The organism is Paenibacillus darwinianus, assembly GCF_000598065.1.
Taxonomy (GTDB): domain Bacteria; phylum Bacillota; class Bacilli; order Paenibacillales; family Paenibacillaceae; genus Paenibacillus_I; species Paenibacillus_I darwinianus.
Window position 1 is genome coordinate 12,972 of sequence record NZ_KK082132.1, and the last position, 13,288, is coordinate 26,259.

Annotated in this window: 11 protein-coding genes; 10 read left to right on the forward strand and 1 reads right to left on the reverse strand. The window is 59.3% G+C overall.

Annotated features, from left to right (window positions below):
• The 6 genes from argJ to argH form a co-directional block, all read left to right on the forward strand.
• Window positions 1–1,165 (forward strand): bifunctional glutamate N-acetyltransferase/amino-acid acetyltransferase ArgJ (gene argJ, locus BG52_RS02305; protein WP_036666781.1); only part of this gene is annotated, 1,165 nt, incomplete at its 5' end.
• A gap of 31 nt (window positions 1,166–1,196) precedes the next feature.
• Window positions 1,197–1,988 carry an acetylglutamate kinase gene (gene argB / locus BG52_RS02310; RefSeq protein WP_036582084.1) on the forward strand — a complete coding sequence of 264 codons (792 nt, stop codon included), beginning with the start codon at window positions 1,197–1,199 and terminating at the stop codon, window positions 1,986–1,988.
• A gap of 57 nt (window positions 1,989–2,045) precedes the next feature.
• Window positions 2,046–3,239: an acetylornithine transaminase gene (locus BG52_RS02315; protein ID WP_036582041.1), complete on the forward strand. Its 1,194-nt coding sequence runs from the start codon at window positions 2,046–2,048 to the stop codon at window positions 3,237–3,239.
• Window positions 3,240–3,312: 73 nt separating this feature from the next.
• Complete coding sequence (gene argF, locus BG52_RS02320) at window positions 3,313–4,245, forward strand: ornithine carbamoyltransferase (RefSeq protein WP_036582082.1); 933 nt, start codon at window positions 3,313–3,315, stop codon at window positions 4,243–4,245.
• Window positions 4,246–4,286: 41 nt separating this feature from the next.
• Entirely contained in the window at window positions 4,287–5,525 is a 1,239-nt protein-coding gene (locus tag BG52_RS02325; protein ID WP_036582038.1) for an argininosuccinate synthase, read from the forward strand.
• 67 nt (window positions 5,526–5,592) lie between these two features.
• Complete coding sequence (gene argH, locus BG52_RS02330; RefSeq protein ID WP_036582036.1) at window positions 5,593–7,008, forward strand: argininosuccinate lyase; 1,416 nt, start codon at window positions 5,593–5,595, stop codon at window positions 7,006–7,008.
• A gap of 102 nt (window positions 7,009–7,110) precedes the next feature.
• Here the strand turns inward: argH and BG52_RS02335 are convergent, their stop codons facing one another.
• Window positions 7,111–8,622 carry a VanW family protein gene (locus tag BG52_RS02335; RefSeq protein ID WP_190287441.1) on the reverse strand — a complete coding sequence of 504 codons (1,512 nt, stop codon included), beginning with the start codon at window positions 8,620–8,622 and terminating at the stop codon, window positions 7,111–7,113.
• Between the two features lie 262 nt (window positions 8,623–8,884).
• Between BG52_RS02335 and ftsE the strand changes: the two genes are divergently transcribed.
• The 4 genes from ftsE to BG52_RS02355 all read left to right on the forward strand — a co-directional run.
• Window positions 8,885–9,571, forward strand: coding sequence for a cell division ATP-binding protein FtsE (gene ftsE / locus BG52_RS02340; protein WP_036582077.1), 687 nt, complete (start codon window positions 8,885–8,887; stop codon window positions 9,569–9,571).
• The gene (gene ftsX / locus BG52_RS02345; protein ID WP_036666783.1) at window positions 9,561–10,478 is read left to right on the forward strand and encodes a permease-like cell division protein FtsX; all 918 of its coding nucleotides are present in this window, start codon (window positions 9,561–9,563) and stop codon (window positions 10,476–10,478) included. Before ftsE ends, ftsX begins: the two co-directional genes overlap by 11 nt.
• Window positions 10,479–10,491: 13 nt before the next feature.
• Window positions 10,492–11,694, forward strand: a complete 1,203-nt coding sequence (locus tag BG52_RS02350; RefSeq protein WP_036582032.1) for a murein hydrolase activator EnvC family protein — start codon at window positions 10,492–10,494, stop codon at window positions 11,692–11,694.
• Window positions 11,695–11,800: 106 nt separating this feature from the next.
• On the forward strand, window positions 11,801–13,288 hold a 1,488-nt coding region (locus tag BG52_RS02355; RefSeq protein ID WP_081793513.1), incomplete at its 3' end, for a S41 family peptidase.

The window sequence follows — 13,288 nt, forward strand, 5'->3', positions numbered from 1 at the left end:
GGGCGGCCTGCACTGCGGCTTGAAGAAAACGACCCGCCATGACCTGGGCGCCATCGTGTGCGAGGTGCCGGCATCGGCGGCGGGCGTGTATACGACGAATGTATTTCAGGCGGCTCCGCTGCTTGTCACGCGCGAGAGTATCGGCCGGGACGGCAAGCTGCGCGCCGTGCTGGTGAACAGCGGCAACGCGAACGCCTGCACCGGCAAGCAGGGCGAGGCCGACGCCTGCAAGATGCGCGACACCTTCGCGGAATCGATCGGCGTGCCAGCGCACCACGTCGCGGTCGCCTCGACCGGCGTGATCGGCGAGCTGCTCAAGATGGACCGTGTGCTGGAGGGCATCGCCCAAATGCCGGCCCGTCTGAACGGCGACAAAACGGGAGCGGACGATTTCAGCCAGGCGATTCTGACGACCGACCTCGTGGAAAAGACGGTTTGCGTCGCCGTCGAGATCGACGGCCGCACCGTGCATGTCGCGGGCGCCGCGAAGGGCTCGGGCATGATTCATCCGAATATGGCGACCATGCTGGGCTTCGTCACGACCGACGCGGCCATCGGCAACGAATCGCTGCAATTTTTGCTGCGCCATGCGACGGATCTCTCCTTTAACATGATCACGGTCGACGGCGATACAAGCACGAACGACATGCTGGTCGCCATGGCGAGCGGCCTGGCGGGCAACGAGGAGCTGACGCAGCGCCATCCGGACTGGAGCAAATTCGCCGATGCGCTGCGCTACGTATGCGAGGTGCTGGCGAAGGCGATCGCCCGCGACGGCGAAGGCGCAACCAAGCTGATCGAGGTGCGCGTCCGCGGGGCATTGACCGACGAGTCTGCGCGCGCGATTGCGAAGACGGTTATCGGCTCGTCGCTCGTGAAATCGGCCGTGTTCGGCGCCGACGCCAACTGGGGGCGCATCATCGCCGCAGTAGGACGCGCAGGCCAGCCGGTCAACCCGGAGACGGTGGACATTCGGCTCGGCGACATCACGGTGCTGGCGCAATCCCGGCCGGTCCCGTTCGACGAGGAGCGGGCGCTTCACTATTTGAAGGGCGACACGGTTCATATTCATGTCGACCTGAACTACGGCGAAGGCGAAGCGACGGGCTGGGGCTGCGATCTGACGTATGATTACGTGCGGATCAATGCCGCCTATCGGACATAAGCGAACGCAAGCGGAAAGGAACGAAATTGCGATGACGGAACAATGTTTTGTGATGAAATGCGGCGGGAGCACGCTTGCGGCGTTGCCGGCGTCATTTTTCGACGAGCTGCGCCGGCTGCAGGAGGAGGGCGTGAAGCCGGTCATCGTGCATGGCGGCGGCCCCGCGATCTCCGAGACGCTGACGAAGCTCGGCATCGAATCGGCCTTCGTGGGCGGCTTGCGCCGAACCGATGAGGCGACGCTCGACGTCGTCGAGATGGTATTGGCAGGGCGGATCAATAAAGAGATCGTGCGCAAAATCCAGCAGAGCGGCGCGAAGGCGCTCGGCCTGTCCGGCGTCGACGCCAAGCTCATACAGGCAAAGCCCGTATCGAACAGCGCCGAAATCGGCTTCGTTGGCGATGTAACCGACGTGAACGCCGCGGTAATCGAGGGTGTCATGGATATGGGCTACATTCCGGTCGTCGCGCCGATCGGCATCGACGATGCGGGGCAGCGCTACAACATTAACGCCGACACCGCAGCCGGGGCAGTGGCGTCGCATCTTGGCGTGGAGCGCATGATCGTTGTCACCGATGTGCCGGGTATTCTGAAGACGGTAGAAGGCGAGAAACGCGCCCTGCCGACAGTTTCCGTCGCGGACATTGAAGCGATGATTGCGAGCGGCGAAATATACGGCGGCATGATCCCGAAGGTTCGTGCGGCAATTCAGTGCATTCAGGGCCGGGTGCGGGAGGTCGTAATCGTGAACGGCGACGAGCCCGGCGTGCTCGGCAAGGCGCTGCGCGAGGGCGGCATCGGAACGCGCATCGTGCGCGCCTAGCTTTTAACGGATGGGAGCATGGCATCCGATCGATCATTTTTCGGAGGTGGAACGATTATGACAGGAACTAACGCGGCAAGCTCGCTTTTTCCGACTTACGGCCGTTATCCGGTTGCGCTTGTGAAAGGGCAGGGCAGCTGGCTGTGGGACGATCAAGGCAACAAATACCTGGACTTCATGTGCGGGCTGGCGGTAACGAACCTCGGCCATGTGCCGCCGAAGGTGAAGGACGCGCTGGTGAAGCAGCTCGACGAGTTGTGGCATGTGTCCAACCTGTTCCATATCCCGCACCAGGAGGCAGCGGCCAGGCTGCTGACCGACAACAGCCATGCGGAAGCGGTGTTCTTCTGCAACTCGGGCGCGGAAGCGAATGAAGCGGCGATCAAGCTTGCGCGCCGTTACCATCAGAAGGTGCTCGGCACCGGGCGTTACGAGGTAATCACGTTCACGAAGTCGTTCCACGGCCGGACGCTGGCGACACTGACGGCTACCGGGCAGGACAAGGTGAAAGAAGGCTTCGCCCCGCTGCCGGCAGGTTTCGTGACGGTTCCTCTGCACGATGTGCCGGCGCTGGAGGCAGCGATTAACGGGAACACCGCGGCGGTCATGCTTGAGATGGTGCAGGCCGAAGGCGGCGTCCATCCGGTCGATCCGGCGTTCCTGCAAACGGTCGTGGAGCTGTGCGACAAGCATGGTCTGCTGCTGATCGTGGATGAGATTCAGACCGGCATGGGCCGGACAGGCAAGCTGTTCGCGTATGAGCATTACGGCATTCAGCCGGATATTTTCACATTGGCCAAAGGGCTCGGCAGCGGCTTCCCGGTCGGCGCCATGCTGGCGAAGGGCAAGCTGGCCGAAGCGTTCGGCGCAGGCAGCCACGGCTCGACGTTCGGCGGCACGCCAATCGCGGCGGCGGTCGTCCAAGCGACCGTGGAGACGATCGTCGGCGACAAGGTGCCGGAGCGCGCCGCGGAAGCCGGCGACTATCTGCGTGCGCAGCTGCGTGAGCGGCTCGGCGGCAATCCGTTCGTCAAGGAAGTGCGCGGCCAAGGGCTGCTGATCGGCATCGAATGCGCGGGACCGGTCGGCGATCTGGTGACGGCAGCGCGCAGCCAAGGGCTGCTTGTCGTCACGGCCGGACCGGAAGTCATCCGTCTGCTGCCCAATCTGCTTGTGACCCATGAAGAAATCGACTTGGCGGTCGGCATTTTGGCCGGCGTGCTGGAGGGTCAAGCTGCGACTGCGCAGTGAACGCGACATTTTCCGCTTAAGCGGGTGAACTATTAAGGGAGTGAAGGAAGTGCAAGAAACCGTAAAAGAAGAAATGGCCGTCAACTTGAAGGGGCGGGATTTCCTTGCGCTGGCCGATTTCAAGCCGGAGGAAGTCCGTTACCTGATCGATCTGGCCGTCGAGTTGAAGCGCAAGCAGAAGGCCGGGGACACGTACCAGCCGCTTAAGGGCAAGACGCTCGGCATGATTTTCGAGAAATCGTCGACGCGCACCCGCGTTTCGTTCGAGGTGGGCATGTACCAGCTCGGCGGGCATGCGCTTTTTCTAAGCAAAAACGACCTGCAGCTGGGCCGCGGGGAGACGGTATGGGACACGGCGCAGACGATGTCGCGCTACCTCGACGGCATCATGATCCGCACCTACGCCCACCGGACGGTGATCGAGCTGGCCCGCGGCGCCACGATTCCGGTCATCAACGGGCTGACCGATTACGCGCATCCGTGCCAGGCGCTGGCCGATTACCAGACGGTATTGGAGCATAAGGGACGCCTGGAAGGACTGAAAATCGCCTACATCGGCGACGGCAACAATATGGTTCATTCCCTCATGGTCGGCGCCGCTAAGCTGGGGCTGCATATGTCCGTGGCTTCGCCGGAAGGCTACGAGCCCGATGAGGATTTGACCCGGCAGGCGAAGGATATGGGCACGGAAACGGGCTCTACGATCCAGGTCGTGCGCGACCCGCGGGAAGCGATCGAGGGGGCCGACATCGTCTACACTGACGTGTGGGCGAGCATGGGCTTCGAAGCCGAGCAGAAGGAGCGCGAGATTGCGTTCAAGAACTATCAGGTCAACGAGGAGCTTGTGAAATACGCCAAGGCTGATTACGTGTTTCTGCACTGCCTGCCCGCGCATCGCGGCGAGGAAGTGAGCGCGGAGGTCATCGACGGCAGCCATTCCATCGTATTCGACGAAGCCGAGAATCGGCTGCATGCGCAGAAGGCGATTATGGCGGCGATTATGTAAGTAACGGCATTTATTTTGGCGAAGGAGAGAATAGAAACGTTATGGCGAAGGATAAAATCGTGCTGGCCTATTCGGGCGGCCTCGACACCTCGGTCATTCTGAAATGGCTGAAGGAAACGTACGACGCGGAAATCATTGCATTCACGGCCGACATCGGGCAAAAGGAAGAGCTGGACGGCCTCGAGGAGAAGGCGCTTGCCACCGGCGCGTCCAAAGTTTACATCGACGATCTGCGGGAAGAATTCGCGAAAGATTTCATCAATCCGATGTTCCAGGCGGGCGCGCTCTACGAAGGACAATATCTGCTCGGCACGTCGATTGCGCGTCCGCTCATCGCAAAGCGGATGGTCGACATCGCGCGCGCCGAGGGCGCGGTTGCGATTGCGCACGGCGCGACCGGAAAAGGCAACGACCAGGTGCGCTTCGAGCTGACGGCGGCGGCATTGGCGCCGGATATCGCGGTCATTGCGCCTTGGCGGCTTGAAGCATTCCGGGAGCAATTCCCGGGACGCGCGGAAATGATCGCCTATGCCGAGAAGCACGGCATTCCCGTGCAGGCGTCGGCCTCCAAGCCGTATTCGATGGACCGCAACCTGCTTCACATCAGCTTTGAGAGCGGCATGCTCGAGGATCCTTGGTTCGATGCGAGCGCGGATTCGAACAAAGACATGTACGTTTTGAGCGTATCGCCGGAGGATGCTCCGGATCAGGCCGAATATGTCGAGCTGACGTTTGAGGCAGGCAACTGTGTGGCCGTGAACGGCGAGCAGATGAATCCGCTTGGCGTCATGGAGAAGCTGAACGAGCTGGGCGGCAAGCACGGCATCGGACGCGTCGATATGGTGGAGAACCGGTTCGTCGGCATGAAGAGCCGCGGCGTATACGAGACGCCGGGCGGCACGATCTTGTTCACCGCACACCGTAAAATGGAGTCGCTCACGATGGACCGCGATGTCATGCACCTGCGGGATTCGCTCATCTCCAAATATGCGACCTTGGTTTACAACGGCTTCTGGTTCGCGCCGGAGCGGCTTGCGCTGCAAGCGCTCGTTGCGGAAAGCCAGAAGAACGTCTCCGGCGTCGTCCGGCTGAAGCTGTACAAAGGCAACGTGATCGGCGCAGGCGTGAAGAGCCCGGTCAGCCTGTACAATCCGGACATCGCCACGATGGAGGCCGATCCGTCCAAGGCTTACGACCAGGGCGACGCGACGGGCTTTATCCGCCTGAACGCGCTGCGGCTTAAAGTGTCCTCGGGCGTCGAGCAATCGAAACAAAAGTAATCGTGTTGGTTTGCCCGGGCGGCTGTTGCTCGGGTAAGTTTTTATGCGTAAAGGAGCGTAACGAATCGTGAGTAAATTGTGGGGCGGCCGGTTTACGAAAAAAACCGACCAGCTGGTGGAGGACTATACGGCGTCGATCACGTTCGACAAGGAGCTGGCCGAGGAGGACATCCAGGGCAGCCTGGCGCATGTGGCGATGCTCGGCAAGCAGGGAATCGTGCCGCAGGAAGACGTGGATACGATCAAGAACGGACTGAACCGCGTGCTGGACAAAATCAAGCGCGGCGAGCTCGAGTTCTCGATCTCCGACGAAGACATCCATATGAATATCGAGAAAACGCTGATCGACGATATCGGTCCGGTCGGCGGCAAGCTGCACACGGGCCGCAGCCGCAACGACCAGGTTGCGACCGATATGCACCTGTACCTGCGCAAGCGGGTGGTGGAGTTCGTCGAGCTGCTGCACAAGCTGCAGGGCGCGCTGATCGGGCAGGCGAAGGCGAACCTGGACACGATCGTGCCGGGCTACACGCATTTGCAGCGCGCGCAGCCGATTCTGTTCGCGCATCATCTGATGGCGTACGTCTCGATGTTCGGCCGCGACGCCGAGCGGCTGCAGGACAGCTACAAGCGCATCGATATGCTGCCCTTGGGCGCCGGCGCGCTTGCCGGTACGACGTTTCCGATCGACCGCCATTTTGTCGCGTCGCAGTTGAATTTCGGCCGCGTGTACGAGAACAGCCTGGATGCGGTCAGCGACCGGGACTTCATCCTGGAGTTCCTGTCGCACGCGTCGATCATCATGATGCATCTCTCGCGGCTGAGCGAGGAGCTGATTCTGTGGTCGAGCACGGAGTTCCGCTTTGTGGAGCTGGACGACGCCTTCTGCACGGGCAGCAGCATCATGCCGCAGAAAAAGAATCCGGACGTGCCGGAGCTGGTCCGTGGCAAAACCGGCCGTGTCTACGGCAATCTCATGGGCCTCCTTACGGTGCTGAAATCGCTCCCGCTTGCCTATAACAAGGACATGCAGGAGGACAAGGAAGGCATGTTCGATACGGTGCGCACGCTGCAGGGAGCTTTGCAGCTGTTCGCGCCGATGATCGCGACGATGAAGGTGAACAAGGCGCAGATGCGGGAAGCGGTCAATAAGGACTTCTCGAATGCGACCGACATTGCCGACTTCCTCGTTGGCAAAGGACTGCCGTTCCGGCAGGCGCATGAAGTAATCGGCAAGACGGTGCTGTACTGCATTCAGCAGAACAAGTACCTGCTCGATCTTACGCTGGACGAGTACAAGCAGTTCTCGGAGCTGTTCGACGAGCAGATCTATGAGGTGCTGCAGCCGGAGAGCGTCGTCAATGCGCGCAACGTTTACGGCGGCACCGCGACTCCCCAGGTGACGGAGGCGATTGCCCGCGCCGAAGCCGAGCTGGAGCGGAGCGCTGCGTGGGTGACTGCATACGCAGAAAAAAGCAAATAAGCGGCAAGTGTGAAAAGGCCGTTCAAATCCCGCAGCGATGCGGGGATTGAACGGCCTTTTGCGTTTGGGATCATGGTTGGCGTTGCGCAGCCGCCTTAACCGTCAGTTTCGCGCCTTTACGCCGTCCTCGAGCAGCGGCGTTTTATTCACGCCCCCGCCCCCATCTACGCCCCCGCTGTTGTCTCCATCCTTCGCGGCGCCGGAGTCGGGGCGTGCGCCGCCGACCAGCACAACGATCGGCGTCGGCCGATACGTGTCGCGCGACACCCGCTCGCGCTTCACCGCCTTGCCGTCCCGCACGAGCGTGCGGTACGTCTCGACGATGTAGCCGGCTTTGCCGGCTTGCAGTACCTTTTGGCCGCCCGAAGGAGCGAATTCATCCGAAATTTGCTTCACGGGCGGCTCCAGCAGCTTCACCGTTCTCGACTCGATTTCATAGCGGACATTTGCCGGCATGGTTCCGAACAGCTTGACTGTGAGCTGGCGCCCCTCCACCCCGGAGCGGATGACGATATGTTTACCGGTCGTATTTTTAAACTGGAAGTTGATGGCCCCCTCCGCAAAGGTGGCGTCCTGCCCGATCGGCACGTAGGACACGGGCAGGGAGTGATTGCGGCGCTCCACGATTTCCAGACCGGCGCGCAGCACGACGTTATACAAGGTGGTGGACACCTGGCAAATGCCGCCGCCAATCCCGGGCACGAGCTTGCCGTTGAGAATAACCGGAGCCTCGCGGTAGCCGTACTTGATCTGCACGGCCCTAACTACCTTGCTATAGTCGAACGTCTCGCCTGGCGCGAGCGTCCAATCGTTGAGCGTGCGAGCGGTAACCTCCACGTTATGGAGCCGCCCGGCGGCGCTGCTGCCGAGCTTCGTGGTGAACGTCATGATTTTCCGCTCGACGCCCTCGGCCTTTAAACGCTCCAGAGTGATGTCCGGCTTGACCGTCTCCATCGGCAGCTTCAGCTTGATGGGCCGAACCTCAACCTCAACCTCTGGCTCCCGGCCGGACTCATGCCGACCGCCCTCGGACAGGGACGTGCTGTCTGCAGAAGCCTCCGTTGCCTTCACAGCTGCCGCGAACAACGCGTCGTAATCGACCCGGTAGGCGACCGTATGCGACTGATAGACAACCCGATCGTCCTCTGTTATCGTACGCGTCGCGTTAGTCGGTCGGCCGGATTCAAGCCAGCTCCATTCCCGCCGGACAGCCGCGACGAACGTTTTTTTGCCCCACGACTGTTCGGCGCGGAGCTGCTTAGGGAAAGCGTAGCGGTAACGCGCTCTTTTCCACACGCTGCCCTCCCGGAGACGGCGAATGGCAATCAACGCTTCATCTCGTGCAATTCCGTAGCCCAGCTCCGAGCGCTTCCATCGCACCGTTCGGCCGTTGGCGCTCTCCACCGCAACGCTGCCCGATTCCAGGCTGTCCCAAGTCAAGTCAAGCTTCTTCAGGGCGTGGTCAACCGGCATTCCGCCGATCGCAACCCCGCCTGCGGTAACGCCTTCCGGCACGTTGTTCGGAGAGGCATACATAACGAGCGCACCCCAGCCGACTGCTGCGGACATCCATGCGGCCAAGACCGCGATGATAAGCCCACGTCTGTTTTCCATAAACAAGCCACCTCGATTGCCGCATCTTTTACTCAACTGTATGAAAAGCGAAGGGAAAGCATGCCAGTCCGTTTGCCTGCCCCCGAGCAGACGCTTATAAAAATCGACAAAATGCGACTTTTTCATTGTTGAACATCGTCGGATTTCCGCCTGGAAATACCATTATGAGAATTGTTAAAACTTAAACATTACGGCCATTTTTAAAGGAATTTCGATTTTTATGTCGAATAAGTATGATTGACTCTCAACAGGATGTGATATGGTGATTGAAATGCACGACATTTGGAAGACCTATGCTGATGGAACGCATGCGCTAAAGGGCGTATCCGTTCTTATAGATCGCAACGAATTCGTTTATCTCGTCGGGCCTTCGGGTGCGGGCAAGTCGACGTTCATGAAGCTCATTTACCGGGAAGAGGTGCCTACGAAGGGGCAGCTTTCGGTCAACGGCTTTAACATCGGGAAGCTGAAGCAGCGCAAGATCCCGTTCGTCCGCCGCAACATCGGCGTCATTTTTCAGGATTTCCGGCTGCTCCCGAAGCTTTCCGCGTATGAGAACATAGCATTCGCAATGGAGGTCATCGAAGCGCCGCGCCGGCTGATCAGGAAACGGACGATGGAGGTGCTGGATCTCGTCGGCCTCAAGGCCAAGCATGCCAGCTTGCCTTCGCAGCTGTCGGGCGGCGAGCAGCAGCGGGTTGCGATCGCAAGGGCGATCGTCAACAATCCGTCCGTCATTGTCGCCGACGAGCCGACGGGCAATCTCGACCCCGAAACGTCATGGGGTATCATGAATTTGCTGGAGGAAATCAATTTCCGCGGGACGACAATCGTCATGGCCACGCACAACAAGGAGATCGTCAACTCGCTGCGCAAGCGCGTTATTGCGATTGAGAACGGCGTTATCGTTCGCGATCAGGCAAGAGGGGAGTACGGGTATGAGATTTAGTACGATTCTCCGCCACATTCGCGAGGGCGCCCTGAACATCGTTCGGAACGGCTGGATGTCGTTTGCGTCGATCAGCTCGATTTTCATATCGCTGTTCATTCTCGGCGTTTTTATGTTGCTGGCGCTTAACATCAATAACCTGACGAAACAGATCGAAAGTCAGGTTCAAATCCGCGTTTTCCTGTCGCTGAACATCGAACAGGCCAAAAAAGACGAATTGCTTAACCAGATCGGCAACCTGCCCGAGGTCAGCAAGGTGACGCCGGTCTCCAAGGAGGAAGGACTCGAAATGCTCCGGGAGAATCTTGGAAAGGACGGCGCGACGCTGCTTGAGGGCTACGATAAGGAGAACAATCCGCTTCCCGACTCGTTGACGGTGGAAGTCGCGGATCCCGAGCAAATCGGCTTCGTAGCCAAAAAGATCAAGGCGATCGGCGATAACGACGCCACGGCGCCGATTATGAGCGTGAAATACGGACAAGGCGCGGTTGAAACGATGTTCAAGGTGACGAAGGCTGTGCGCAACGTCGGGCTGGTCATCGTTCTGGGCCTGGCCCTTACGGCGATGTTCCTCATTTCCAATACGATCAAGATGACGATATTCGCCCGCAGGCGCGAGATCGGCATTATGAAGCTGGTCGGCGCGACCAATTATTTCATTCGCTGGCCGTTCTTCATCGAAGGCGCATTGATCGGTCTGATCGGCTCGGGCATCACGGCCGCCGTTCTGCTGTTCGGCTATTCGCGGCTTGTCGCCGTATCGCAGTTCGAGCTCGGTCTGATGATGATCAAGCTGGTCACGCTGCAGGAATCCGGTTTGTTGGTAGGGTCGCTGCTGATCGGCCTGGGAACGGCGATCGGCATTTGGGGAAGCACGATTTCCGTGCGCAAGTATTTGAAAGTGTAGGTGACAACGGAACATGAAAAAAGGTTTGCTATTTCTTGCATTTATCCTACTGGCCTCGGTGGTTTTTCGTCCGGTAGAGGGGGAGGCCGCCTCCGGGCTGAATAAGATTCGCAGCGAGATCAGCCGCTTGAAGCAGGATATGAACAACGTTGAGAACAACCTGAGGAAGGTTGACAATGCCAAGCAGAACGTAGCGCAAGCGAAAACGGCCACAGCCGAATCGATCAACCTCATCATCGAGCAGATTAATTCCGTCAATGCCGAGATGGAGACTGTAACCGCGCAAATCGCCGCGACCGAGAGTGATCTGCTCAACGCAGCTCAGGCGCTGGAGGATACGCAAGCGCGTATCGAATCGAGGGACGAGCTGTTGCAGTCGCGGATGCGGTTAATGTACACAAGCGGCTTCGTGTCCTACATGGACGTGTTGTTCAATGCAAACAGCTTCTCCGATTTCCTTGGCCGCTTTGACTCGCTGCAGTCCATCTTGTCGCAGGATAAGGTTATTTTGGGACAATTCAAGTCGGACAAGCTGTTGATCGAGGAGAAAAAGCAGCAGGTGGAGCAGCAGCTTGCCGGTATCCAGCAGCTTTACCGCAAGAAGGAAAACTATTACAATACGCTTAAACAAAAAGAGCAGGATAAAGAAGTGATGATCCTTCAGTACAACAACCAGATGGCGGAGTTGGAGGAGCGTACCGAGGATCTTGAAACGATCTCCGCGGAGCAGAAGGCGCAATTGCTTCAGTTGGCCAAGAAGGAAAAAGAAGAGATGGAGAAGCGGCGCAAGAAGAAAAACGTCGTGTATTACAACACCGGCGGCAAGCTGGCGCTGCCGCTTAAGGACGAATACCGCCTGACTTCCGGATTCGGACCGCGCGTTAATCCATTCACCGGACGCGAAGGATCGATGCATACCGGTTTGGATATGGCTGCGCCGCTCGGTACGCCGATCTATGCGGCGGAGGCCGGAACGGTCATCCTCGCGCAATCGTGGAGCGGGTACGGCAACACCGTTATTATCGACCATGGGAACGGGATGTGGACGCTGTACGCGCATATTCGCCAAGGCGGAATTAAAGTGGAGAAAGGCCAGACCGTTAAGCGGGGCGAGAAAATCGCGGAGGTCGGCAGCACCGGCAACTCGACCGGCAATCATGTGCACTTTGAAGTCAGGTTGAACGACCAGGCGGTTAGTCCGTCCGGTTATTTATAAGGTTAACTGTGCCATCAGGCAACGGACGATCGGCCGCCAACCGGGTGTGACAGCACGGTTGGCGGTTTTCCGTCTGCTCTGGATAACTTATCGATGGAGGGGTGTCATGCTTTTTCGGGGCCGGACGGTCGCGGTGTTTGTTCTGATTGCCGTAATGGGCTCGGTGCTGGTCACGCTGACAGTCGCCGATCGGCTGCTGGCGGTGCCGAAATTGCGGGGATTGGCGGGAAGTACGGAAAAGGCGACGGTCGAGGGCGGATTGGGCGCGAAGGAGATCGACAAGCTGAACGCCGTATTCCGGCTTGTCGAAGGCGGATTTTACCGGGAGCTGACCCGGGACGAAATGATCGACGGCGCAATCACCGGCATTGTTTCGGCGCTTCAGGATCCCTACTCTGTGTACATGGATCGGGAGGAAGCCCGTAATTTATCGCAGTCGATCGAAGGCTCATTTACCGGAATCGGCGCCGAATTGACGGTCAAGGACGGCAAGATCGTCGTCATATCGGCCATGAAGGATTCTCCGGCGGAGCGCGCCGGCTTGCGGGCTCAGGATGTACTGTTGACGGTGAACGGCGATTCGCTTGCAGGGCTTGACCTGGCCACAGCCGTATCGATGATCCGGGGACCGAAGGGAACGAAAGCGAAGCTGACCGTGCAGCGAAAAGGCATCAATCAGCCGATGCAGCTCATTCTCGTCCGCGACGATATCGATCTTGAGACGGTTTATGCAGAAATGCTGCCCGGGAACATCGGCAAGATCGAAATCCGGATGTTTTCGCTGAACACGCCCGACCGTTTCCGTGAAGAGCTGGCAACGCTTGAAGCGCAGGGGCTGCAGGCGTTGCTGATCGACGTCCGGGACAATCCGGGCGGCGTGCTGCCTGCGGCGGTGTCGATCGCCCAGACGTTCATCGAGCGGGGCAAGCCTATCGTCTTAAAGGAAGACAAGACCGGGAATCGTCAGCAGACGTTGTCCAAGGGGGAGGCCAAACCGTATCCGCTCGGCGTTCTGATCAATAAAGGCAGCGCGAGCGCTTCCGAGGTGTTGGCCGCCTCGTTGAAGGAGTCGGCGGGGGCGTTCCTGATCGGGGAAACCTCCTTCGGGAAAGGAACGGTGCAGATTAGCGATTACGAGGCAACCGGAGACGGGAGCCTGGTGAAGATGACGGTTGCGAAGTGGCTGACGCCGAGCGGCACTTGGGTGCAGGACAAAGGCATCGTGCCGGACGTCGCCGTGGCTCAGCCCGAGTATTTCTCGGTCGCCCGCATTTCGAAGACGGATACGCTGGTGCGGGATATGGTGGATGAAGATGTTCGAAGCATGCAGGTAATGCTTGATGCGCTCGGCTACATACCCGGAAGGAAGGACGGTTATTTCAGCTCCGGGACGGAAGCGGCGGTACGCGCTTTTCAGACGGAGGCCGGTTTGTCCGCTACGGGACGGGTAGACGTTAAGACGGCGGAAAAGCTGGAAGAACGCGTTGGCGAGCGGATCATGGACACGGCCAACGATGCGCAGCTCGGGGAAGCTGTGAAGCGTCTGAAGGCGCGAATCGCTGGCGCTGCGGGCATGGCAGGCGGCCGGCAGAAG

Bases quoted from the DNA above. Each gene is read 5' to 3' on its own strand.
- argB (WP_036582084.1), top strand. From the start codon at position 1,197: ATGACGGAACAATGTTTTGTGATGAAATGCGGCGGGAGCACGCTTGCG.
- BG52_RS02315 (WP_036582041.1), top strand. From the start codon at position 2,046: ATGACAGGAACTAACGCGGCAAGCTCGCTTTTTCCGACTTACGGCCGT.
- argF (WP_036582082.1), top strand. From the start codon at position 3,313: ATGGCCGTCAACTTGAAGGGGCGGGATTTCCTTGCGCTGGCCGATTTC.
- BG52_RS02325 (WP_036582038.1), top strand. From the start codon at position 4,287: ATGGCGAAGGATAAAATCGTGCTGGCCTATTCGGGCGGCCTCGACACC.
- BG52_RS02335 (WP_190287441.1), bottom strand. From the start codon at position 8,622: ATGGAAAACAGACGTGGGCTTATCATCGCGGTCTTGGCCGCATGGATG.
- ftsX (WP_036666783.1), top strand. From the start codon at position 9,561: ATGAGATTTAGTACGATTCTCCGCCACATTCGCGAGGGCGCCCTGAAC.
- BG52_RS02350 (WP_036582032.1), top strand. From the start codon at position 10,492: ATGAAAAAAGGTTTGCTATTTCTTGCATTTATCCTACTGGCCTCGGTG.